The organism is Bacteroidales bacterium (assembly GCA_013141385.1).
Lineage (GTDB): Bacteria > Bacteroidota > Bacteroidia > Bacteroidales > Tenuifilaceae > UBA8529.
In genome coordinates, this window is sequence record JABFRB010000038.1 from 24,483 (window position 1) to 49,218 (window position 24,736).

Annotated in this window: 19 protein-coding genes; 14 read left to right on the plus strand and 5 right to left on the minus strand. The window is 32.5% G+C overall.

The features are described from left to right. Window positions 1-140: 140 nt before the first annotated feature. The 5 genes from HOO91_18625 to HOO91_18645 all read right to left on the minus strand — a co-directional run bounded on the left by HOO91_18625 (window position 141) and on the right by HOO91_18645 (window position 6,875). Window positions 141-1,325 (minus strand): class I SAM-dependent rRNA methyltransferase, encoded by a 1,185-nt coding sequence (locus tag HOO91_18625; protein ID NOU19576.1) that lies wholly within the window; start codon window positions 1,323-1,325, stop codon window positions 141-143. Between the two features lie 33 nt (window positions 1,326-1,358). Then, window positions 1,359-1,931: a 3'-5' exonuclease domain-containing protein 2 gene (locus HOO91_18630; protein ID NOU19577.1), complete on the minus strand. Its 573-nt coding sequence runs from the start codon at window positions 1,929-1,931 to the stop codon at window positions 1,359-1,361. A 1-nt stretch (window position 1,932) separates the two neighbouring features. Beyond that, entirely contained in the window at window positions 1,933-2,547 is a 615-nt protein-coding gene (locus HOO91_18635) for a DUF5063 domain-containing protein (protein ID NOU19578.1), read from the minus strand. Window positions 2,548-2,782: 235 nt separating this feature from the next. Next, entirely contained in the window at window positions 2,783-4,831 is a 2,049-nt protein-coding gene (locus HOO91_18640) for a tetratricopeptide repeat protein (GenBank protein ID NOU19579.1), read from the minus strand. 130 nt (window positions 4,832-4,961) lie between these two features. Next, window positions 4,962-6,875 (minus strand): RecQ family ATP-dependent DNA helicase, encoded by a 1,914-nt coding sequence (locus HOO91_18645; GenBank protein ID NOU19580.1) that lies wholly within the window; start codon window positions 6,873-6,875, stop codon window positions 4,962-4,964. A 264-nt stretch (window positions 6,876-7,139) separates the two neighbouring features. Between HOO91_18645 and guaB the strand changes: the two genes are divergently transcribed. From guaB to HOO91_18715, 14 genes are all read left to right on the plus strand, one after another. Then, window positions 7,140-8,609 carry an IMP dehydrogenase gene (guaB, locus tag HOO91_18650; GenBank protein ID NOU19581.1) on the plus strand — a complete coding sequence of 490 codons (1,470 nt, stop codon included), beginning with the start codon at window positions 7,140-7,142 and terminating at the stop codon, window positions 8,607-8,609. Between the two features lie 62 nt (window positions 8,610-8,671). Further along, window positions 8,672-10,645, plus strand: coding sequence for a peptidylprolyl isomerase (locus HOO91_18655; protein NOU19582.1), 1,974 nt, complete (start codon window positions 8,672-8,674; stop codon window positions 10,643-10,645). 23 nt (window positions 10,646-10,668) lie between these two features. Further along, window positions 10,669-11,532: a hypothetical protein gene (locus HOO91_18660; GenBank protein NOU19583.1), complete on the plus strand. Its 864-nt coding sequence runs from the start codon at window positions 10,669-10,671 to the stop codon at window positions 11,530-11,532. 177 nt (window positions 11,533-11,709) lie between these two features. Further along, window positions 11,710-13,068 (plus strand): peptidylprolyl isomerase, encoded by a 1,359-nt coding sequence (locus HOO91_18665; protein NOU19584.1) that lies wholly within the window; start codon window positions 11,710-11,712, stop codon window positions 13,066-13,068. A gap of 24 nt (window positions 13,069-13,092) precedes the next feature. Further along, window positions 13,093-14,682 carry a hypothetical protein gene (locus HOO91_18670; GenBank protein NOU19585.1) on the plus strand — a complete coding sequence of 530 codons (1,590 nt, stop codon included), beginning with the start codon at window positions 13,093-13,095 and terminating at the stop codon, window positions 14,680-14,682. 962 nt (window positions 14,683-15,644) lie between these two features. After that, window positions 15,645-16,214: a UpxY family transcription antiterminator gene (locus HOO91_18675; GenBank protein ID NOU19586.1), complete on the plus strand. Its 570-nt coding sequence runs from the start codon at window positions 15,645-15,647 to the stop codon at window positions 16,212-16,214. 632 nt (window positions 16,215-16,846) lie between these two features. Next, a complete protein-coding gene (cysC, locus tag HOO91_18680) occupies window positions 16,847-17,464 on the plus strand; it encodes an adenylyl-sulfate kinase (GenBank protein ID NOU19587.1) in 618 nt (205 codons plus the stop codon). A 45-nt stretch (window positions 17,465-17,509) separates the two neighbouring features. Then, a complete protein-coding gene (locus tag HOO91_18685) occupies window positions 17,510-17,776 on the plus strand; it encodes an acyl carrier protein (GenBank protein NOU19588.1) in 267 nt (88 codons plus the stop codon). 5 nt (window positions 17,777-17,781) lie between these two features. Continuing rightward, entirely contained in the window at window positions 17,782-19,128 is a 1,347-nt protein-coding gene (locus tag HOO91_18690; GenBank protein ID NOU19589.1) for a hypothetical protein, read from the plus strand. 8 nt (window positions 19,129-19,136) lie between these two features. Then, window positions 19,137-20,222 (plus strand): UDP-glucuronosyltransferase, encoded by a 1,086-nt coding sequence (locus tag HOO91_18695; protein NOU19590.1) that lies wholly within the window; start codon window positions 19,137-19,139, stop codon window positions 20,220-20,222. 76 nt (window positions 20,223-20,298) lie between these two features. Continuing rightward, complete coding sequence (locus tag HOO91_18700; protein ID NOU19591.1) at window positions 20,299-21,384, plus strand: radical SAM protein; 1,086 nt, start codon at window positions 20,299-20,301, stop codon at window positions 21,382-21,384. Window positions 21,385-21,467: 83 nt separating this feature from the next. Continuing rightward, complete coding sequence (locus tag HOO91_18705; protein ID NOU19592.1) at window positions 21,468-21,833, plus strand: DUF3795 domain-containing protein; 366 nt, start codon at window positions 21,468-21,470, stop codon at window positions 21,831-21,833. An 11-nt stretch (window positions 21,834-21,844) separates the two neighbouring features. Next, complete coding sequence (locus HOO91_18710) at window positions 21,845-22,840, plus strand: Gfo/Idh/MocA family oxidoreductase (protein NOU19593.1); 996 nt, start codon at window positions 21,845-21,847, stop codon at window positions 22,838-22,840. Window positions 22,841-23,120: 280 nt separating this feature from the next. Further along, window positions 23,121-24,722 (plus strand): radical SAM protein, encoded by a 1,602-nt coding sequence (locus HOO91_18715; GenBank protein ID NOU19594.1) that lies wholly within the window; start codon window positions 23,121-23,123, stop codon window positions 24,720-24,722. Window positions 24,723-24,736 lie beyond the last annotated feature (14 nt).

A 24,736-nucleotide genomic window follows, 5' to 3' on the forward strand; every position in this document is an offset into this window, starting at 1 on the left:
TTATAATTTAAAAAATAGAATTAAACTATATTAATAAAAAAACAGAACTAATGCAATAGTAAAAAACTGATGCATATTTTTTTGACAATTAAATATTTACAGATAATTTGATTTTGATTTTTTTTATGGATTATAGAGATTTATTCAACCTGCAAAACAAGCCCTTTTAGGTATTCTCCTTCTGGATGGTAGATATTTATTGGATGATCTGCTGGTTGTGTTAACTGGTGTAGAATCTTTACTTGTCTGCCAACTATTGCACACCCTGAGAAAACAGCGTTTCGGAAATTTTCCTTATTTACTATTTGGGAACAGGAAAATGTAAAAAGAATTCCACCGGGATTTAATTTGCGGATTGCGGAGGCATTTAATCGCTTATAGGCTTGCAGCGCATTTCTTAATGCATCGTTGTGTTTAGCGAATGCGGGGGGATCTAGAATTATGATATCAAATTTCTCATCCGATAATCTTAAGTATTCGAAAACATCACTACTAATAGCCTCATGGTTGACCTCTTCGGAGAAATTAAGTGCAACATTTTTTTTAGTTAATTCAATTGCTTTTTGGGAACTATCTACTGTAATAACCCTTTCTGCTCCACCTTTTAATGCATAAACGGAGAATCCTCCCGTGTAACCAAAGGTATTTAAAACGGATTTATCCTTGGAGTATTGTTGGAGCAAAAGTCTGTTCTCACGCTGATCTATAAAAAATCCTGTTTTTTGACCTTCTACCCACGAAACTTCAAATCGATTACCATACTCTAGCAGGGTGTCGGCTGATTTTTCACCAATTAAATACCCATCAACAGGACTGATTGGGGCTTTGAAAGAGAGTGTTCCTGCACTTTTGTCGAATACTGATGTTATTGCCCCTTCGAATTGCTCAATAATAAGTTCGGCTAGAATTTGGCGTATATTATACATTCCAAAAGAGTGGCATTGCATTACAGCCGTTTTCCCGTATATGTCTACAATTAGCCCTGGCATACTATCGCCTTCACCATGTATCAGCCTGAAAGTGTTGGTGTGATCGCTTTGGTAAAGCCCTAGCATTTTCCTCAGTGCTATGGCATTTTGAATTCTATTCCTCCAGAATTTCTTATCAATAGGGGTATTTGTGAAAGATACTATTCTTACAGAAATAGATGATGGCTGGTAATGACCCAAAGCAATGAATTTCCCTGTTGAATCATCAATTTCAACAATTTCGCCTTCGGTTGGATTACCATTAATTTTTTGAATAGCTCCTGAAAAAACCCAAGGATGAAATCTTAATAATGACTGCTCTTTCCCAGGTTTTAATGTTAACTTAATGTAATCCATTGCCAAATTTATGATTAATACGATTAATTAGAATTAGCTCTTTATCATTTTCATGTATATCTCCTTACACACCCAAGCATCGGTAGCTGCGTATTGGAGTTGGGCATCAGTTAGGATATCTGATTCCCAGTTCGAAAGCTGTTGGTTTTTTGAAACTCTAACATTAAGAACTATAGCAGCAAGTTTCCTAACGCTTTTACTCTCGATATTCTTTTCTTTAACTAAATTCTGAAGATCAATAAATCCGGCAGGGGTAAAGGGGTGGATTTTTTGTAAGGATTTGATATCGTCATGAATTGCAGCACCAATTTTCAGTATATTTTTATTCTGAAGGAATTGAACCAAAATTTTTGGTAAACCAATGCTCTTTATCCTAATAATAAGTGCAATATCATCCGATGACAGTTGGAGCAACGCTACACTATTGGTATTTCCCTTTTTGAATGAGGGTTTTGTCTCGGTATCAAAACCTAATATACTACTTTGAGTAAGAATTGGGAGCCAACTGTTTAAATCTTCTTCGCTATTAATTACCCTAATTTCGCCGGGGAATGATATTCTGGGAAGTTTAAGTATCTCTTCGTTCTCTATCGATTCTGCAAACATCTCAATTTTCGCTATTTAAATCGTTCTGTCGCTTTGTAATAAACCAATTGCTTGTATCAGGCTCTTTGGTTTCATCGTCGGTTTCAATCTCTTGTTCAAGATCAATTCCAGAAAAAAGTAAAATATGCATTGCCCTAATGGTATTTGCAAGCCTAATCCCCCAGTACTCCTGAAAATTAGAGCGGCATTCCCATAAGGCATCGTTCATTACCTCTGCTTTTCCCACTTGGTATAGCATAGTAAAATTCTTTAAATCCTGCCATACATCTGTTAAATACTCCGATATGCTTGCAGTATAAAGACCTTCGCCCTCATCGGCTCTTGGATCATAGATTTCCAAAAAATCATCATGGGGGCCAAGCAGCTGCTTTAGATTATTTTGGACATCGAAATAAAAATCTTCCGTAACAAACTTCTCGTTCCCCTCATCAAATATAGGTTCTGTTTCAGGTAGAATAGAGGTTTTGTAGTAGAGTAGGGGCAGTAGTTTTTGTGAAGCGGAGATAAACGATTTTCTGCTATGCGTTTTAACGTTTTCAAGAAAAGCACAGTATTCCCTTGCTACGGTTGCAAACTCAACTACATTCCTGCTGTAAACTATGCTCTTAATATCCATCTCTACCTAATTTTGTTTGTATTACAAAACACCGAACTCATTTAAAAACGCAAATATATGAAAGATGTTACAGGTTGCGATAAGTAAAATTTTTATTTGTTTGATATCGATTTAGTATTAAAAGTTTAGCTGTAAGATTTTTTTTGAGATAAAGAATAAACCGATATTACATGTGGAGAATCTTTGAGAAGAGAATTATAATTGTTCATTATATGCTAATCAAACATGTTAATTGTTATTGTAAAACAAGTGTTTCCTTGAAAGCCAGAGGAAGAGTGAATTTGAAAGTACTTCCTTTATCTACTTCGCTTTCAACCCAAATTTTTCCATCGAGTTTTTTAACGAATTCATTGCATATTGCTAACCCTAAACCAGTCCCTTTTTCATTTAATGTGCCAATTGTTGAAGGGTTAACATTTGAGGTAAATAAGTTCGTTTTAATTTCTGTACTCATGCCAACACCATTATCTTGAATACAGATTTCGACATAATCATCTTTTTGGCTAGCCATAATAAATATTTCACCACCCAATTTTGTGTATTTGATAGAATTTGAAATCAGATTTCTTAGGATGGTATTAACCATGTTTCGGTCGATATAAACGTTTAATGTACTTGTTGTTTCATAAATCAGTTTTATCTTTTTGTTGTTGGCTTGTGGGTAAAAGTCTTTTATAATCTCATTAATAGCAGTGGAGATATTTACATTTTCCTTATAAATGGTTACCTGATTAATTTGTGTTTTGGCCCAATTTAAAAGATTTTCGAGTATTCTTAAAGTAGTGATTCCTGTTTGATTAATAAGGCCATTCATCTCTTTAATCTCTTCGAGGCTTAACTGATGGAAATTTGCCTTAATATAATCCGAAAACCCAATAATTGAGTTAAATGGGACTCGCAGATCATGAGCAATAATCGAGAATAGCTTATCTTTTGTAAAGTTAAGCTGCGTAAGGTCGTCCGACTGTTTTTGTAAAATATCTCTTTGATTCTCAATTTCTTTCTTCTGAACTTTTATCTCAATATTTGCAATAATTAACCCATTATTCAATTCAGTAACTTCATCTTTCTTTAGATTTAATGCTTTATAAGCTAGATTTTTGTCGCGGTAAAAGAAGATTATTATTCCTACAAGAACTACCATCAAAACAGATACTATTATAAAGAAATTCAATTGGTTTCGTTGATATCGGATTCTTTCATTCAGAATTTCCTCCTTCTGCTTTTGTATTATCTCATGCTCTTTAGCTTTAATATCAAATTTAAAATTTTCGGTTAGCCGAGTTATCTTTTGAATATAAATATTATTTGAGATACTATCTTTTATTTTAGTTGCAAACTCATGGTAATAAAGAGCTTTTTCGAAATCACCAAGTTTTGTATATGTATACTTAAGACCTTCGGCTGCATCTCTGTTAACTTGAGGAATGCCACCAAACACTTTAATCAATTGCATACTTTTTGTAAAATACTCCAAAGCACTTTTATAGTTTCCCCGCTGGTTATAGTACTCGCCTATACATTTATAAACATTAGCAATACCAACTCGATCATTCATTTGATTAAATATTTCAAGAGCCCTATTATAATAAATGTGGCTGCTATCATAGTTCGCCTTTTTAAAATGAATCATTCCAATATATTGGTATGAGGAAGCAATACCAGTTCGTAACTTCAATCCCTTTTGATAATAGAGTGATTTTCTAAATGAAATCAATGCAGAATCTGTATTTGAACTATTCATATAGATAAGTCCAAACATGTGATAGATATAACTTAGATTATACTTATCATTAAGTTTAGTAGAGATATTAAGCGCTTTATGCACATAATCTAATGCCTGATCGTATATGCCTAGTCTGTTGTATATGTCTCCAATATTATTATACCCAAGTGCTTCGAACTTTAAAAAATTATTCTTTTGTGCAATTTCAAGGCTTTTGAAGTAATAATCCATTGCTTTTGAGTAATTACCCTGATTACGTTTGTATACACCTAAACGACCCATGATATCGGTCTGCTCGTATTTTAGATTTAACCTAATAGCCTCGTTTAATGAGGCTTTCCCGAATGAAATCGCCTTTGATGTATCAATGCTTCTGTATTCCCAACTTAATTGTCTTAGAATAGCAACTTTTGAAGAGTCTTTAGTTTTATCAAGTAGTTTTAGTAAACTATCAATTGTGGCAAGTTTTTGTGAATATGAAATTGACGAATAAAGAAGAGAGAAGGACAAAATAAAGGATGTAAACAAAACGATATACCTTCCTTTTAATTTAATCATGATTGTGGTAGTTTTGATTACAAATATAAAAAAGTATAGAAATAATATTCATTTTAAACTTAATAGTCACAAATTTTATAGAGAAAGTAGATAATTGTTATAAAATGTAATGAAGAAATATATGTAGCCTTTAATCTTTCGCATCCCACCATGTAAGAAAACCTTCTTTATCCTTAATAATCTTTTTATTATCAAATAAAAAATGGATGACCTTTAGAGTTTTTTCGGGTTTTTGTTTAATGGAATCAACAAGAGTTTCAAGTGGCAGTGGTTCGATGGATATCTTATCCTTTATCAATGTCAATATTTTATCAAACTCAATTTTACTCATATCGAGTTCGTTTCGAGAATTGCATACATCACAATTTCCGCATCGGGTTGAATCAACATCTCCGAAATAATCTAGTAAAAACTGACTCCGGCATTTAGTAGTATTGGAAGCGTAGTTCAGCATTTCATCTATGCGTTTTAAAAAACGCTCTTTGCGTAAACGGTAATTCTCGTTGCTGAGTAAAAGATTTTTATCATCTAATCGCTCCTCGGTAAAAATAACTAAAGGTGTCTTTTTCCTTGGGATATAGTTAATAATCTTTTGCTTGCTTAGTTTTTTAAGATTTTCAATTGTTGTTTGAACTGGAATTCCCGATACTCTTGCAATATATGCTTCATCAATATTCACATACTGTGAGAATACGCCCGCAAATGCTCGTAAGATAATTTTGATAAACTTATCCATTTCAGCATTTGCCACCTGATACTTGTAAAGTTCTTGCTTGTTAACAATGAATATTAACCGGCTAGGATTATCAAGTTCATCGGTAAGTTCAATGTAGCCTTCACGTTGAAGAAATTTCAAAGAATTATAGGCTTTAACAGTATTTAGTTTGTATGTTGAGGCGAAATCAAAAAGATTAAAATCATAAACTTCCCCTTTTCCTGCGCCAAGTGCAACGTTTAGATATGATCCTAACGCTTGATAAGTACGTTTTATCTCATCTGTTTCAGGGAAATTGGCCTCAATACGTTGTTCTATTTTGGCTTTATCGGATTCATTATAGAGCAATATCGCATACGCACGGTTTAAATCCCGACCCCCTCTGCCTGCTTCTTGAAAATAGGCCTCAGGCGAATCGGGTAAATCGATATGAATTACAAACCGAACATCGGGCTTGTCAATGCCCATGCCAAAAGCATTGGTAGATACAATTATTCTTGTTTTGCCCTTTTGCCAATCATCCTGACGGGTACTCCTCATCTCTCCTGATAATCCTGCGTGATAAAAATCTGCCGAAATACCCTCTTTTTTTAGCATCAAAGCAACCTCTTTAGTTTTCTCCCGATTTCGGGTATAGATAACCCCAGTACCAGGAATACCATTGATAATTTTAAGTAGATATTTGTTTTTATCCTCAACGGTTCTAACAAGGTAAACTAGATTTTTCCTCTCGAAACTCATTTTAATGAGATTCTTTTCCTTGAACTTTAACCGATTTTGAATATCATCAGCCACTTCAGGCGTTGCTGTTGCGGTTAGCGCAAGAAATGGGGTATTAGGGAGAATATCTCTGAGATCTGCAATTTTCATATACGATGGACGAAAATCGTAACCCCATTGTGATATGCAGTGCGATTCGTCTATTGCAATCAGGTTGACATTTAGTTTTCGAAGTCTTACTTTGAAAAGTTCTGTACCGAGCCTTTCGGGCGATAGGTAAAGAAATTTGTAATCACCATAGGCGCAGTTATCGAGTTCAATCTCAATTTCATGACGACTCATTCCCGAGTGGATTGCAGCGGCTTTTATACCCCTTCGATTCAGGTTTTCAACCTGATCTTTCATTAGTGCAATCAGTGGAGTTATAACTAAGCAAATTCCTTCCTTAGCAAGAGCTGGTACCTGAAAGGTAATAGACTTCCCACCCCCAGTTGGCATTAAGGCTAGAGTATCATGACCTTCATACACTGACTGAATAATCTCTTCTTGGATAGATCTAAAGGTTGTATAACCCCAGTACCGATGAAGTATTTGTTCGAATTGGTTCAATTATTTGGTGTTCTTAGGCTAATACAAATTTAACATAAATATGTTGATTTCATGGATGTCTGAAAATTATAAAATCGGCAATAGCTGATTTATAAATAGTTAAAAATTGTTAAGTTTAACGTTGGATTAAATTCAATGATTGATTCTATACCTATTAAATAACAATATCTTACTCGTTTATATCTTTGGTCAAGGATAATTCAAGGCTTGTTGGTACGGCATTTTTTTGTAACTTGCCGCATTTAATAAATAAACTACAAAGCGATGTCATTTTATGACGAAAAGATTGTTGCCGAGGGACTTACATTTGATGATGTTTTGCTAGTACCAGCATATTCGGAGGTATTACCCCGCAACGTGGATATTACCACAAAATTTTCAAGAAATATTGATATCAAAGCACCTATAGTATCTGCGGCTATGGATACTGTTACCGAATCGTCTTTGGCAATCGCTATTGCTCGCCAGGGCGGCATTGGTGTTATCCATAAAAACATGAGCATTGAGGCACAGGCCAAACAGGTAAAAGAGGTAAAGCGTGCTGAGAATGGGATGATATATGAACCAGTAACCATTCATCCTGAGGGGACAGTTGGCGATGCGCTAAGCTTAATGCAAGAATTTCATATTGGGGGCATTCCAGTTGTTGATCATAGTAATAAGCTTATAGGTATTGTAACTAACCGTGATTTAAGATTTCAGGTTAATATGCGTCGACCTATTAAGGATATTATGACCAGCGAAGGTTTGATTACTACCTCAAAAACTACAGATCTTGAGAAGGCTGCTTCAATATTACAAGAGTATAAAATTGAAAAACTTCCAGTTGTTGATGATGATTTTAAACTTATTGGGCTATTAACCTATAAGGATATTACTAAAGTAAAAGACAACCCGTTTTCGAGCAAAGACAGCAAAGGCCGTTTGCGAGTTGCTGCGGGGGTTGGTGTTACTTATGACACTTTAGACAGGATAAAAGCACTTTATAACGTTAAGGTTGATGCAATAGTTATAGATACTGCACACGGACATACCAAGGGCGTACTTGAAATGTTGAAATTAGTGAAAAAAGAATTCCCTGATTTGGATGTTGTAGTAGGTAATATCGCAACCGCTGAAGCCGCAATCGCATTATGCAATGCTGGTGCCGATGCAGTTAAGGTTGGAATTGGACCTGGTTCAATTTGTACAACGCGTATAATTGCAGGTGTAGGAGTTCCTCAACTTAATGCCATATTTGATGTTTCCAATGCCCTAAAAGGCAAAAATATACCAATTATTGCCGATGGAGGAATACGCTACTCAGGCGATATAGTCAAAGCCCTAGCAGCAGGAGCTGATACAATAATGGCAGGATCCTTATTTGCAGGTGTTGAAGAATCCAACGGTGAAACCATTATATACGATGGTCGAAAATTTAAATTGTATCGGGGGATGGGGTCAATTGAAGCAATGCAACAAGGCTCAAAAGATAGGTACTTTCAGGATGTTGAGGATGATATCAAAAAATTAGTTCCTGAAGGAATTGCTGCCCGTGTTCCTTATAAAGGGACTTTAGGTGAGGTTTTCTATCAACTTGTTGGCGGATTAAGAGCAGGCATGGGATATTGTGGTGCCAGTAATATCGCTGAACTCAAGAATGCTAAATTTGTAAGAATAACACACGCTGGAATGGTTGAAAGTCATCCACATGATGTATCTATTACACGTGAAGCACCTAATTATAGTCGATAAACAATTAAATAATTTATAAATAGCTATACTTACGCCCTTAAGGTTAAACCAAAAAAATTGCAATGATGAAGCAGATTCGCCAAATTATCATAACGTCATTTTTATTTGGAACACTTGTTTCAAACGCTCAAGAAAAAGCCGATCAAACATTACTAAATATTGGTAACGAAAAAATCCCATCAAGTGAATTCGTAAGGATCTATCTTAAAAATCACCAGGCAGGAACAACAATTGATCGCAAATCGGTTGATGAGTATCTTAACCTGTTCATCAATTTCAGATTAAAAGTTCTTGATGCAAAAGAATCTAAACTCGACACTTCATCATCGTTTAAAAATGAATTAGCAGGCTATAGACAGCAACTTGCAAGACCTTACTTAACTGACAAAGAAACTGAAGAAAAACTTATTAGTGAAGCATTCGAAAGGATAAAGTATGAAGTTAGTGCAAGCCATATTCTTATATCTGTACCAGAACAAATCGTTTCATCCGATACATTAACATATTATGATAAAGCCATTGCCATAAGAACTAGAATTATAAATGGGGAATCTTTTGAGGTTGTAGCGCGTGCAACAAGTGATGATCCTTCTGTGGCAAATAATAATGGTTACCTGGGATATTTTACGGCATTTCAAATGGTATACCCATTTGAATCTGCGGTTTATAATCTAAAAATTGGCGAAATTTCGATGCCTATTCGCACTCGTTTTGGGTATCATATTATAAAGACTCTCGACAAAAGAGCAGCCAAAGGACAAGTTAAGGTGACACATATTATGATTGGTGTTCCGAAAGATGCGACTGAAGAACAGAAGTCAAAATTGAAAGAAAAAATCGATGAAATCTATAAGCAAGTATTAAATAACGAGAATTTTGGTCAGCTGGCAAATAAATATTCAGAAGATCCTGGATCGTCAAAGAATAACGGTGAATTGCCATGGTTTGGCTCAGGTAGTATAATACCCGAATTCGAAAAAGTAGCTTTTGGCTTCGATCATGATGGTCAAGTATCTGAGCCTTTCCAAAGTTCTTTTGGCTGGCACATTGCTAAACGTTTAGGCAGGAAAGAGATTGGTTCTTTCGATGAAATGCTACCAGACATTAAGAAAAAAGTGTTTTCAGATATGCGAAATACAATATCTGTGGAGAAGATGATTACTAAAACTAAAGTTGAAAACAATTTTAAAGAGGATACCGTTAACCTAAAACAAGTTGATTTAGTAGTAGATTCTAGTATATACCAGGGCACATGGAAACCATCTGGGTTAAACGAGAATAAAATTTTATTTGTAATTGCCAATCAAAAACATGATCAAGTGGAATTCGTTAAGTTCTTAACTTCATATCAACGAAATTCACCTAAAGGCTCTTTACACACAATAGTAAGAAAAGGCTATAGCGATTGGGTAAACCAAACGATTTACAATTATCAACAATCAGTTTTAGAACAAAAATTTCCCGAATTCAAATACCTAATGCAAGAGTATAATGATGGTATCTTACTCTTTAATATCAGCGATTTAAAGGTGTGGTCAAAAGCATCAAATGATAGTTTAGGTCTTGAAAATTTTTTTCAAAAAAATAAGGATAATTATAAATGGGGTGAGAGAGTTCACTATGCTACATATTCCTGTGCGGATGAAAAAATTCTTGCAAAAGTTAGCAAAGTAGCAGCTAGCCGAAAAGACAAAGGAATGAAACCAGACGATGTAGTTAATAAGTTTAATAAAGGGCAAACCAAAGTAAATATTAATTATTTGGTAGTAAACCCAGATGATAAGGAAATTCTGGGCTACGAATCGTGGAAAGGCGGTATTTCACCCATTGTTAGCAAGGATGGTGAGTTTATTTTCAATGAAATAATAAATGTAACAACCGGAGATATCAAATCCTTAATTGATTGTAAAGGACAAACTATATCTGATTACCAACAATTACTTGAGGAGGAATGGTTAAAGTCATTGCACCAAAAGTATCCTGTTGAAATTAATCAAGGAGCAATTAATCAAATGGTAGAAAGTTTAGGGCAATAGTTAGGTCTTTAAAACTAAAAGCGATGAGTCTAAAAGCGGAAATTTTTTTTAAGATATTTCTATTTACAACTGTTGTAGTGATGGTTTCATGTTTTAATCGAAACGGCAAAGAGCAGAAGCCTTTGGCAGTTGTATACGATAAATATTTATATAAATCGGATGTAACAGGCGTTGTCCCCAAAGGACTGACAAAAGGGGATAGTGTTAAAATTTTGAACGCATATGTAGATCAATGGATTAGACATAATCTTATGCTCAAATTGTCAGAAGAAAAGTTGAATGAAGAGCAAAAGAATGTTACAAAACAGCTTGAGGATTATCGTTCATCACTTTTGATCTTTAAATATGAACAGGAATTCGTTCTGCAAAAACTTGATACGGCTATTTCATCCGAAGAGGTTAAGTCCTTTTATTATAACAATATATCAAACTTTTTAGTAGATGAAACAATTGTTAAAGCCCTTTTTATCAAGTTAAGGAAAGACACACCTTATTCAAATAAGATAAAAGAACTTTACAAATCTACCAGAGAAGAAGATGTCAAAATGCTTGATAATCTTGCGTATCAAGTAGCTGAAAAGTATGATTACTTTGGTGATAAATGGTTACCCTTTAATGTTCTCCAACGACAATTTCCTTACTCCATTGAAAATCAGGATAATTATCTTAGAGGTAATCGTAGTATAGAGTTGGAGGATGGTAATTTTTTATATCTAATAAGTGTTCGTGAAGTAATGTTTAAAGGTCAAACATCCCCTTTAGATTACGAGCTTACAAATATTAAAAGTGTAATTCTTAACAAACGGAAACAAAAACTTATAAACGATTTAGAAAACAATATTTATAATGATGCTTTAGATCACAAGAAATTTCAAACATTCTTATAGCAAAATATCTGAGACTGGCATGATATACTCATTAAACATAGCTTCGAAGATGAGTCTTAATCACAAACGATTTCTTGCTTTTTTCATAAAAAGAGTTTTATTGTTGAAACTTGTCTAAATTTTTAGAATCATTAGTGCGTAAGTAACCAATTAGTAATCAAATTTAATTTTGTTTGGATGAAAAATATTAATAGTTTAATTAAAAGGACAGTTTTTTTATCTCTGTTTATTCTATCTATTGCTGGAAACGCTTTCCCTCAAGGGGTAATTGATCAGGTCATTGCAGTTGTTGGGGGGGATATGATCTTAAGTTCAGACGTTGAGCAGGAGGTAATGCGTATGAAAATGGAAGGCAATCTACCCGAAGGTGATGTAAAGTGTGATATTCTTGACGGACTTTTAATTCAAAAACTCTTATTACACCAGTCCAAAATAGATAGTCTTGCTCCAAATGAAGCTGCCGTTGAAGGAGAAATTGATAGAAGACTAAAATATTTTGTTAATCAAATTGGTTCCGAAAAAGCATTAGAGAACTATTTTAAAAAGACAATATTTGAAATAAAAGATGATTTGCGCGAAGTTATTCGGGAACAGCAACTAACCCAGCAAATGAGACAGAAGATCGTTGAAAAGGTTGCTGTATCACCATCTGAAATAAAAAGATTCTATAAAACAATACCTAAAGATAGTTTACCTATAATCCCAGAGCAATTTAAATTACAAGAAATATCACTTTACCCACCATCTTCTTCTGAAGCAAAATTTCGGGTAAAGGAAAAATTACTCGATTTAAGGAGCCGAATTCTTAAAGGGGAGAGATTTACTATGCTTGCTATAGCATATTCAGAAGATCTTGCTTCTGCAAAAAAAGGGGGTGAACTTGGATTTCGCTCACGTGATGAGTTAGTAAAAAACTTTGCAGATGTAGCCTTCAATCTTGCAGAGGGTCAGGTTAGTCAGATAGTTGAAACAGAATACGGATTTCACATAATTCAGATGATCGAAAAGCGAAATAATCAGGTAAATGTTAGGCATATACTTTTAAAACCATCGTTTACTTCGGATATGTTAGTTGAAGCCCAGAATAAACTTGATAGTATAGTTACATTAATTAAACTTGATAGTTTGACTTTTGAGAAAGCTTGTTTGAAATTCTCAGAAGATAAGAAATCAAGACTGAATGGTGGTTATATCGTAAATCCAAATACTAATACACAGTATTTTGAAAAAGAGCAACTTCAACCTTCAGACTATTATGTGATAAAAGAACTAAAAAAAGGTGAAACTAGTACTCCTTTCGAGTCACGCGATGAAAATGCAAATGTGATATTCAAAATCATCAAACTAAAAGAAATAATACCTTCACATAAAGCCAACCTTAATGACGATTATGATGTTATTCAACGTTTGACCAAACAGAGCGTAGAGCATGATCTGTTCATGAAATGGGTTAAGGAGAAACAAAAAACAACATACATAAAGATAGATCCCTCTTATAAGGGATGTAAATTTAAATCCGATGGATGGGTTAAATAACATTAATCGGTTGCATATTCCTTAATGAAATTAACCACTAGCCATATTTTAGAGTTTACAGTTACTGTACTGCTCTTTTTTTTGCCTTGCTATTCCTTTGCTCAAAAGGATAAAGTTATTAAGGTTAATGCTGAATCGATGAAAAACCTTATCCGTAATGAACAGCAAGTTGTGCGCTATCTGGGTAATGTAAATATCCAGCATCAGGAAACAACCATGACATGTGATAGTGCTTATCTTGTAAGAAAATCAAACATTCTTGAAGCTTATAGCAATGTGATTGTGACAAAAGAGGATGCAAAACTATTTGGCGATTATTTATACTACGATGGGAATACTTCAATGGGTAAAGTTACTGGCAAGGAGGTAAAACTTATACAGAAGGACGCTGAGCTTAAAACTGATACCATATACTTTAATACAAAAGATAATTTTGCTTACTATAATACATCGGGAGTATTAACAAATGCTGAAAATAAGTTAGTAAGCCAAAGAGGCTACTACTATTCTAAGTTAAAAAAATACTACTTTTCTGGAAACGTTAAGATGGAGGGAAAGGATGGTCGTTTGTATACCGATTCCCTTGAGTATAGCACTCAAGATGAACTTGCATACTTTTATGGCCCAACAAGAATATATAATAAGGATAGCTACGTTTATTGCGAAAAGGGTTGGTATGATCGAAAAAACGATAAGTCAAATTTTTTCAATAACGCTTTTATTATTAATGGTGTACAAAAGCTATACGGTCAAGATATCTTTTACGATAAAAAAAATGGATATTCTAAAATTGTGGGAAAAGTTGCAATTGTTGATACTACCCAAAAGGTAACTGTTTATGGAGGTAGGGCTTTCTTTAACGATAAGACAAAAGAGGCAGAAGTTACCGAAGAGCCTTTATTACTTATGATTTCGGATGGAGATACTCTTTTTTTAAAAACAAATAAATTTCTTATTAACTCATTTCGAGATACAACCCTACCCGATTCAACCTTTAGGATTATCAAAGCGCTCGGTGCTGTGAAATTTTATAAAAAAGATATTCAAGGACTTTGTGATTCTCTTCTTTATAACACAAAAGATTCAACAATTAGCATGTTTGTAGACCCTGTACTTTGGAATGACAATAACCAAATAACAGCCAATTTCATCAAGGCATTTTCTACAGTTGGGAATAAAATAAAAAGAATGGATTTTGAAGGTGCGGCCTTTTTTACTCAGCAAGAAGAAAAAATACAATTTAATCAGATTAAGGGTAAAACAATGATTGCTCACTTCAATGATGGGAAGATTGCAAAACTGGATGTTAATGGAAATGCAGAAGCTATTCGGTTTTTTAGAGATGAGGGTAGAATAGCGGCGGTTAATAAGTCAGAAAGTTCTGATTTAGTTGTATCATTTAAAAATAATCAGATATCAAAAATATCATTAAAAATTAAACCATTATCAGTTTTTTATCCAATAGAAAAAGTAAATTACGAAGAGATTACTCTTAAAGGATTTCACTGGCTCAATGATACTAGACCCCAAAATAAATTTGATATAATTCCTAAAGGATTGGATTTGGTTCTAACAGATTCGAAACCTGGATTTAAAAAGGATATTATTCAATAGTGCGTTATATAAAAACGCATTGTGCGACTGAAGAATATTAAAAAATTAGTTTAATTATCTAATATTATGAATAATAATGTGTTAGCAAAATACAAACTCTAATCCGCTATTCTACTCTGACACAACTTGGAGGTAAGTTTTGACAAGTTTCTTGGCACAATTAACTCTTTTTCACCGATAAAATAAACGATCTTTACAATTTTCAGGATTGTATTAATATAAGTATGACTCAGTCATAATATCATGAATTATAGTATGTTGATTTAATATATCATATCTTGCTGAATAAAATGAAATCCTAAGGATGTAAGTAAATCAATCATCATTCGACTTAAATTATTTTATGAAAAAGCGGAGATTATGCAGAGATCATTTAAATAAATGACTCATTTGAAATAATATTCATCTTAATATTTATACAATAATCAAATAATTAATTATTTAAGTTACAATTGAGTTTTTATTGTTGTAAATTCATTAAACATATTTTGAATTAAAGCAAAAATCTTTACGATTTATGTCATCTTAAAATTGACCATATATGCTATAATAAATTTTATAATTAGTATTTTATACTACTTAATTTTAAAAAAACAGATTATATGATATATTTTAAAAATGTATATTAATATTTGTTAGTTTACTTATACCTATTGTATCTTAAAAATATATTTGATTTGTTTATGATTTAATAAAAAAATTTATAGATTTGTCGCTGAACATGTAATACAATTAGATTGGATTAAGAAGACTGACTTTTCTTGTTGAAAAAACTAATACAGGCAATTATATTTGTAATATAATGTGGCATAAATAATTAAGATGATTGTTGGTGTTTGTCACAGAAGGAATTTATATTATTTATCTTGATATAGATTTTTGAATACGAAACGTGAAAAAATTGAAGGTTAATAGATTATATGCTAATTGACTAGGCGAAGCTGTATTTAATAGAGAAACTAATGCTAAACTATGATGTTTTATTAAGCCCAATCAAACAGGATGTTGAACATGATTATTTAATAGAATCTAATTTTAAAAGCAATTGGTTTATATTTTATACTGCCCCTCGAGCGGAGAAGTATGTTTACCAAGAACTTGTAAGAAGAAAATACGAGGTTTTTCTCCCCATGACCAAAACCTTAAAGACTTGGAAGAATCGGCAAAAAAAAGTTATAGATCAAGTACTTTTTCCAAGTTATATTTTTGTGAATACACATGAATATGAGTTGCAGATTATAAAACAGGTACCCAAAATTGTAACATATATTCATTGCGCAGGAAAACCATCAATAATTCAAGTAAAAGAGATAGAATGTATAAAGGAGATGCTAAGACTTAATCAAGGGGTTACTGTCGAAACCAATTTCTCTGAGGGCGAACAGGTACAAATACTTTATGGTCCATTGGCTGGTCATTCGGGGATCTTGGTAAAGCAAAAGGGGAAAACGAGATTTGGAATAAAGTTAAAAGATATTAATCAAACATTTTTTATTGATATCAACACCAATATGGTGCAGAAATCAAATTAATTTTAAGGGATACTTGTTTGAATGATCAACAACAAATTGATTCAAAAATTAATTAAGTTATAATATTTATCAATAAACCTTTTTAAAAAAACTGTTTGAAATAAATAGTCACAAGTTAATTCCATGTGCATTATCAAGTCTGTTTGAAAGTATTTACGATTTGTCGTTGTTGTCCAATTGTAAATCCTTTCAAGGTTTAGTATGCTGTAAATATTGTTTACAAGGTGATTTTTTCAATATGTTTTGTATTATTTATCAACAGTAATATTAACGTTAAATGAGTCTAAAAGGTTACATATTTTATTCTTTTAATAATCAGCCTAAAACGCTTATTTCCCTTCTAGGTGTCTCTTTTAAAATGGATAATGTGATTAGAATAGAAAAACAACTATCTATCATCATACACAGGCAAAGCAGAAACTTTCATGACAGCAGTTATTTTGAGTCTGTAAATTCGTTTTCGCATTTGATGAGATATAACGAAGTGTTCGATGAAGTCAATCTGGTTATGAAGTTTGGAGCAAGTGATAGATTGTTAGGTATATATTAATAATTATATAATCAAGAATAATTATAGCAACCCAAATCGTATCTCAGAAAATAATTGATAGAGTCTAACTAAAATAATTGAAATGGATTTTATTACTAAAGTTGAAAAGGAAAATATACTTAACCAAAAGGGTAGAGTAATTTGGTTAACAGGCTTGTCCGGTGCTGGCAAAACTACAATTGCCGGTGCTTTAGAGAGAATGCTTTATCAAAATGGATATATTACTAAAATACTTGATGGTGATATATTAAGAACAGGTCTGAATGCTAATCTTGGATTTTCGACAGAAGATCGAAATGAAAATATAAGGAGGGTTGCCGAGGTTTCAAAAATATTAATTGATACTGGAATCATCTGTATCAATAGTTTTATCAGCCCAACCAATGAAGTTCGAAATATTGCTAGGAATATAATCGGAGATAAGGATTTTGTTGAGGTATATGTTCATGCTCCCTTAGAGGTTTGTGAACAGAGAGATGTAAAAGGGTTGTATAAAAAGGCTAGAGCTGGTGAGGTTAAAGAGTTTACAGGAATTTCCGCTACTTATGAGATTCCACAGAAACCAGATATTGTAATTAAAAGTTATGGTAAAACAATACAGGAATCTGCTGAGGAACTTTATAATTTTATTCTTCCAAAAATTACTGTTTTGAAAAATAAACAGGTTCAAAATAGCGAGGTTTCTAGTTTGTCTGTTTGAAAATTAAATAATCAATCAATTAATAACCATTTTAAATTTAAAGTTATGAATATAGGAGAAAAATTGCGAGTGATTTTAGCAGAACTAAGGGAAAATAAGTCTCTTGTGAATGAAATCAATGATTCTACTGACTTGATTAATGATGTGGGTTTGGATTCGCTTCAAATGATTAATTTCTTATTGAAGTTAGAGGATGAATTTGATATTGAAGTTGATTTTGATAACCTTGATTTTACTCAAATGCGTTCCTTCGGGAAATTAGTAAAATTTATAGAAAAGCAGGTTGGTCAGCGTATTGAACAGAGAAATTAATCATAGTGAAAGAATCGAACAATACATTATACTTAGGAACTTTTAATTCTGAACTGTTTTGGAAAGAATTAGGCTTTTCTGAACTTCCATCTATTTCGGATTTACAGAGTGATAATGTTCTTTCAGTACTCGATGAATTACAATTTGCATTTTGTGCAAATTCAAATGATGTTCTGATCACTAGGCTGCCATTTGACCAATTTCATAAGGAATATCTTTGTCTACTAGGCTTTGAATTCAAAAGTAATGATGTTCAACCCAAAAATGAAAAAGGTTCAGGTGTAGCATCAATTTGTGATTTGATTTCAGGGAGTCAAAACCTTGAATATTTCCGTGGTTTAACATCATCTATAAACTCCTTTTCTCCGTATTCCATTTTGCCAGAATCTGAATTGCTATTGCAGAAATTGCAATTAGAAAATAGTATTCCGAGCATCGAGATAGTGAAGAAAGTAAACTCAAAAGTATTTTCTACACTTCTTTCAAAGGAAATTGGAGGTATTAAAAAAGAGGAATTAGCATATTCATCTGAATATCTGTTAAGGATAGGTAAAGAAATGCTTTCTTCATCCCATGTTCTTATAAAAGATCCAATGGGGGTTTCGGGTAAAGGTAATATGCTAATAAACTCCGAAAAACTGCTTAGCCGTATATGTAGCCATATTCAGAAGCAGGAGCAGAATGGAAAAAAGACATGCTTTGTTATTGAATCTTTGCTGAATAAGAAAGCAGATTTTTCAACGCAACTTTTGATAGATAAATCCGGGGAAATAAAACTAGTTACCGTTCAGGTAATGCGAAACAATGGGTTTGCTTTTTCTGGAATACAAACATCAGACAGCAAATTCCTTAGTTTCTTGAATAAAACGGAATATTTTAAGCAGGTTGAGTGGATTGGGAGAGAAATTTATAAAGAAGGATATTTTGGCCCTGTGTGCATTGATTCAATGGTTGATCAAGATGATAATGTAATCCCCATTATTGAGATCAATGCCCGCAAATCGATGGGATTGATAAATTATGCAATAGATCAGCATTTGGCAAATTTTTCGGTAAAAGGGAATCTGATGTATCTTTCATTAATTCTAAAAAACAAAATTTCGTTCGAAAAACTTTTAAATAGACTCGATGAACTTGGGATTCTTTTCACAAGTCAAAATAACTTGGGGATTTTGCCATTATCTGCAAATGCTATAAATATTAATGTTGGTGATAATGTTACAGACTCTATGTCATGCAAAGGCAGGTTTTATTTTTCTCTAATTGCAAAAGACAATGAAGAAAAGAAAGATGAATTATTGTCAAAACTGAATTTTGCATTTAATGAATTCAATATCAAAGTAGTAAATTAAGAAATAAAATGGAAAAAGGTACGATAACAATTCTTAGTTCTGGAGTTACCCTCGGAATTTATGTTCCAGCTTTAACAATTAATTCTCAACTGCAAAATAAGGGTTTCAATACTGATGTTGTTGTGCTTGAGAGTCTTTTTTTAAAGGAAAAGCAAAATAAAATACCCGAAGCAAAAGTTCAATTTCATAAAAATTTTAAGTTCGCCTTAATGGGACAAAAGGTTACAGGTAATATTTTTGATAGTTTTGATATACCTGTGCTAGAGGCGACACTTACAAAATGGATTAATGAAAAGAGATCTCATTTTTTGGTTTTTTCTGGATTTTGGGTGCCAATAATTGAGCAATATTTATCTGCAATTGATTTTAAGATTGAGGTAGATATATGCCACATGGACGCAACGGAGTCTATATCCTGGAAGGGAAGGGATACCTCTCATTCATGTTACCGTCATATTTGGATGTTTAACTGGGAAAACAGAGCCGTTACTTCAATTATAGATATTCAGGGCGAGCCCCCCTTAATGTTTGAAAAAAGGAACGATAGATTTATTGTTCATGGTGGTGGATGGGGTATTGGTACTTATAAAAACGTTATACCTGAATTAACGGAACTCGGTTATGGTTTAGATATTATAGCCTATGATAACAACGACATATCTGATAATAAGAATAAGCACCGTTATTTCATGATTGACCCAAATTGGAAAGCCTGGGAAAAGGATAGCCATAATTATTATATTTTTCCACCATTAGGAGAAGTAAATGGAAATAGCCAAATACAATATAAAAACAATCGGCAATATTCTGAAGTATACAATCTTATAGCACAAAATAAAGCAATAATTAGTAAGCCAGGAGGGGCAACCATAATTGATTCACTTTCATCTGCAACTCCAATAATATTTTTAGACCCATTTGGTGAGTATGAGAACGTTAATTCTAAATTATGGGAGTATTTAGGATTCGGAATTTCATATAAAAATTGGAAAGAATCGAATTTTTCAATGGCAATTCTTGATGAATTGCATAATAACTTATTAAAAATAAGACCTAAACTAAAAAACTATTTGGAGGAAATATATGCAGCCTAAAACAACAGTTAAATTCGACGAAAAAACATTCGAGAGACATAAAGAATCAATTAAATCTATTGCGAAAACACGTAGAATGAGAAAGTTGAACCCAACTTATTCTTCTGACTTACCATTAGATATTGGGATGCAAGTTACTCGAAGATGTAACTTAAAATGCAAAACTTGTTTCTTATGGAATGAAAATGGTGATTTTCGTTATTTGGATAAGGAGGAGAAAGAGATTGAACTTGATGCTTCAATTATAGAAAAGACACTATTTGAAACAAAGGAGGCAAAATCAAGACTATATATGTGGGGAGCAGAACCATTAATTCATAAACAATGGGATGATATTGCTAAGATGTTGATTAAAGATCATCGTTGGTTAACAATTTGTACTAACGGAATTTTATTAGATAAGAAAGTTGATACACTGCTTCCTATCTCTGAGGATTTAGCAGTAGTAATGAGTCTGGATGGATTTGAACATGAACATGATATTGTACGCGGTAAAGGGACTTTTGCCAAAACAGTTCAAAATGCTGAAATGTTGATTTCACTCAAAAAAAAGGGACTATTCAAAGGTTTAACAACATTTCATTGTGTTCTGAATGATGATATTATACCGAATTTGTTTGAGTTTGCTAAATATTGTGAAAATTTTGGTGTAGACTCATTATACTTCGGTTTTCCATGGTACATTGGCCCAGATACCTGCAAAGAAATGGATGAACATTACAATAAACATTTCAGTTGGTTAGATAATTTGAATAAAAGGGAACAAAATAGTTGGTATACTTATGCTTATCATATAAAACCAGAATTAATTCCTGTTCTTGAAGAACAAATGAAAAAAATAATTGATCATGAGTCAAAATTAAGAATCAGGCTTCAACCTCCACTTGAAATTCCAGAATTTAGAGATTATTTAGTTGGCAAAAAAATGCCTGTACAGTACAGCTCCAATTGTTATGCAGTATCTAATAGGATGGATATTTTAGCAAATGGTGACGTGACAACCTGTCAACCATTCCGTGAATTTGTAGTTGGGAATTTGTACAATAATAGTTTGGTCGAAATTTGGAAGGGCGAAAAATTCAATAAGGTACGAGAAGCTATTAGCCAAGGATTAACTCCAATATGTTCAAAATGCATATTACTTTATTTAAACGGTAAATAATCTAATCTGTATTTATCCTTAATATAAATAATTTGGATTCAAATCTATTATGAATTTAGCACTCAATCTAATAACATTAAGCCATGGAAACTAAATTTGATTTCAAGAATATGGGTTATTGTGGTGCTGAATGTGGTAATAAATGTCACATTTTTACAGCAACAGTTAGCAATGACATTGATGCTAAAAAAAGGATAGCCTCAGACTGGACTTTTGAGCAAGGCGAATCTTTTACTGCAGACGAAGTTTTCTGTTATGGGTGTAAAAATAAAGAAATGCCACAAAATAAGGCTCACCTCAAATGTACAGTGCGTATTTGTGCAGAGGAAAAACATTTAGAGGCATGTTTCCAATGCAAGGATCTAGAAAAATGTGATAAAGCTCTTTGGCGAAATTGGCCAAACCTTAAGTCAGAAGCATTAAGAATTCAGAAAAGTTTAAATTTATAAAATACTATGTAATGGGATGTATTAAGCTTGGAATACTTGGAACCGCAGATGTTATTGGGCGTTCATTAATTGAGCCGTCAAAAAAAGTAGAACGTCTTAATATTTATGCAATTGCTTCTCGAAGTGATGAAAAAGCAAAAAGTATTGCAGAGAAATATAGCATTCCCAATTATTTTTCAGGGTATGATACACTTTTAAACAACAAAGAAATTGATGCTGTTTATATACCCTTAATCAATAGTTTACATGCTGATTGGACTATTAAAGCCATTAAAGCAGGTAAGCATGTATTAATAGAAAAACCACTTTGCCTAAATTCTGAAGATTTAAAGAGAATTAAAGAATGTCTAGATGATCATCCTGAAGTTGTAGTTTTAGAAGGCCTCATGTCACAACACCATCCTTTTAGTGATAAATTATTAGAAATAATTAAGAATAAAAAATATGGTGCTTTGAAATCTCTTAAAACAAAAGCTTCTTATAATATTAATGAACCTAATGATTTTAGGCTGTTTCCAGAAAAGGGAGGAAGTGTGTTTTTTGAAGAAGGATTACTATGGTGCCATTTGACCCAGATTTGTTTAGGATTAGAACCATTAGGTTTTGACACCCAATGTGATTTTAATGGTCCAAATGGGGGAGATCATATATTCCAAACAAAATTAATATTCCAAGATGGTGTTACCTCTGAACTTTTCTGTTCCTATGCACATCCTTATCAGGCAGACCATTTTATTAATTTCGAAAAAGCAGAGATTAAAATTAAAAATTTCTGGAGACCAACATTTGGCTTCCAGAAATTGAAAATGGAAATTAATAATCTTAATTCTGTTGAAAATGAAGATTATGTATTTGAATCACAAAATTATTTTTTTAATCAATTAAATTTTTTTATTGATGTAATTGAGAAAAAAAAGAAGAATATTCCAATTCATGAATCTTTTGAAAGGATAGAATTAATGGAAAAAATTTATAATAAGGCTAAAATACATACAACATCTTGTTGAAATTGTAAATAATTCACATTGATAATAGTAGTCTAAAGAACTGCTAACCAAAATAAAGTTTGATTACCTCAAGTAGAATATCTAATAGGTCAGTTTCATGATTTTAAAGAGGAGCATAAATAACTGAGGAATAGTTTTTATTGTTTGAATAAACCCAGATTTAACTTCCTTTTGCCAACAAATTTATAGAGTATTATTTTTTTTGTTATGTGAAAACATGACTAATAATAGCCAGTGTAATATTTTGATTATTAACCCTTAACTTTAAAGATATATTCTCATGAAAGCAAATATTGACTGTCTTCTTATAGGATCCTATAATTTCGAGATAGGAAAAATGGAGAAAATATTAAAAACTATTGGGCCGGAGTCTTCAGTTTCTCGAAACTTTAATATACGATATCTTAAACACAATGGTAAACCTTATGAAATATTTGAATTAATTGAATATTTACATAACAATTATAAGTCTGAGAAACTTGTTAATCTTGATGAAACCTTAAGCAATACTATTGCTTATCTTGGAAGTTATCTTGATAATCACGGCTTTAGTTTTGATTATATTATCTCCTTTTTAAAGGAAAAAGAAAAATTAGCTGATTTATTACAAAACAGCAACGTTTTAACAATCGCTATCCTAACAACTACATATGGTAACCAATTCCCAATCCGGGATCTTGTTTCTTTTATCAGAAAATACAATACAGAAGTAAAAATTATTATCGGGGGACCATACCTTAATAGTCAATTATTGTTTGAAGAAACAAAATCAGCCAAGATAGCATTTCTTAAAAGTTTAGGCGCCGATTTTTATGTTGATTCTCCACAAGGGGAAGATACTTTAGGGGATCTATTAACAGCCATTAAAAACAACACCTCTTTTGATAATATTTATAATTTATACTATAAGCAAGATGGGGATCTTATCCAAACTTCCTCAAAGGATGAGAGAGTTACCCTTGAAGAAAATATGATAAATTGGCAACTATTCAAAAAAGATTTGCCAGATTATCTATTTATAAGAACATCATTATCATGTCCATTTAGCTGTTCATTTTGCGATTTTCCTGCACGTATGGGGAAACATACCTATTTAAGCCTTGATTATGTTGAAAGAGAATTGGATTCTATCGCAGAGATAGGTAAGGTAAAATATATTAGGTTTATAGATGATACGCTTAACATTCCTAAACCTCGGTATAAAGAGATGTTAAAGCTAATGATTCGAAAGAAGTATAATTTTAAGTGGAATGCATTTTATCGTTGTCAATTTTCTGATGAGGAAACAGTGCAACTAATGAAAGAGAGCGGTTGTGAATTAGTCCATCTTGGAATAGAATCTGGAAGTCAGCAGATTTTAGATAACATGCATAAACAGGCAAAAGTGAAGGATTTTAGAAAAGGAGTAGATTTATTGAATAAATATGGTATTATGTCGATAGCTACCCTAATTATGGGATTTCCTGGCGAAACAGATTATACTATAAAAGAAACAATTGATTTCTTGAACCAATCTCCTCCAACTTTTTCTAATTTTCACCTCTGGTTCTGTTCCCCAATGACTCCAATATGGCAAGAAAAAGAAAAGTACGGATTATCCGGTTGGGCGTTTAACTGGAAACATAATACTATGGATTCAAATAGGGCTATGGATGAAATAGAAAAAATACTAATAAACAATCCATTAACAACTAGTATATTAAACACTATGCTAGCTGAATATGTCTTAGTTTTCCTTCATAATGGTTATTCATTAGATCAATTAAGAATGTATTTTAATAGTTTTAATGATGGTGTTAAGGAAAAGTTAATCAGTAGAAAAAATGTTGACGTTAGTAATGAGGTTTTAGAGAGAATAAAATCCAGTCTTATTCAAATTTAATTACTTACAAACAC

Coding starts and splice junctions, on each gene's coding strand:
- HOO91_18625 (NOU19576.1), bottom strand. CDS start 1,325: ATGGATTACATTAAGTTAACATTAAAACCTGGGAAAGAGCAGTCATTA.
- HOO91_18630 (NOU19577.1), bottom strand. CDS start 1,931: ATGTTTGCAGAATCGATAGAGAACGAAGAGATACTTAAACTTCCCAGA.
- HOO91_18635 (NOU19578.1), bottom strand. CDS start 2,547: ATGGATATTAAGAGCATAGTTTACAGCAGGAATGTAGTTGAGTTTGCA.
- HOO91_18640 (NOU19579.1), bottom strand. CDS start 4,831: ATGATTAAATTAAAAGGAAGGTATATCGTTTTGTTTACATCCTTTATT.
- guaB (NOU19581.1), top strand. CDS start 7,140: ATGTCATTTTATGACGAAAAGATTGTTGCCGAGGGACTTACATTTGAT.
- HOO91_18655 (NOU19582.1), top strand. CDS start 8,672: ATGATGAAGCAGATTCGCCAAATTATCATAACGTCATTTTTATTTGGA.
- HOO91_18660 (NOU19583.1), top strand. CDS start 10,669: ATGAGTCTAAAAGCGGAAATTTTTTTTAAGATATTTCTATTTACAACT.
- HOO91_18665 (NOU19584.1), top strand. CDS start 11,710: ATGAAAAATATTAATAGTTTAATTAAAAGGACAGTTTTTTTATCTCTG.
- HOO91_18670 (NOU19585.1), top strand. CDS start 13,093: ATGAAATTAACCACTAGCCATATTTTAGAGTTTACAGTTACTGTACTG.
- HOO91_18675 (NOU19586.1), top strand. CDS start 15,645: ATGCTAAACTATGATGTTTTATTAAGCCCAATCAAACAGGATGTTGAA.
- cysC (NOU19587.1), top strand. CDS start 16,847: ATGGATTTTATTACTAAAGTTGAAAAGGAAAATATACTTAACCAAAAG.
- HOO91_18685 (NOU19588.1), top strand. CDS start 17,510: ATGAATATAGGAGAAAAATTGCGAGTGATTTTAGCAGAACTAAGGGAA.
- HOO91_18695 (NOU19590.1), top strand. CDS start 19,137: ATGGAAAAAGGTACGATAACAATTCTTAGTTCTGGAGTTACCCTCGGA.
- HOO91_18700 (NOU19591.1), top strand. CDS start 20,299: ATGAGAAAGTTGAACCCAACTTATTCTTCTGACTTACCATTAGATATT.
- HOO91_18705 (NOU19592.1), top strand. CDS start 21,468: ATGGAAACTAAATTTGATTTCAAGAATATGGGTTATTGTGGTGCTGAA.
- HOO91_18710 (NOU19593.1), top strand. CDS start 21,845: ATGGGATGTATTAAGCTTGGAATACTTGGAACCGCAGATGTTATTGGG.
- HOO91_18715 (NOU19594.1), top strand. CDS start 23,121: ATGAAAGCAAATATTGACTGTCTTCTTATAGGATCCTATAATTTCGAG.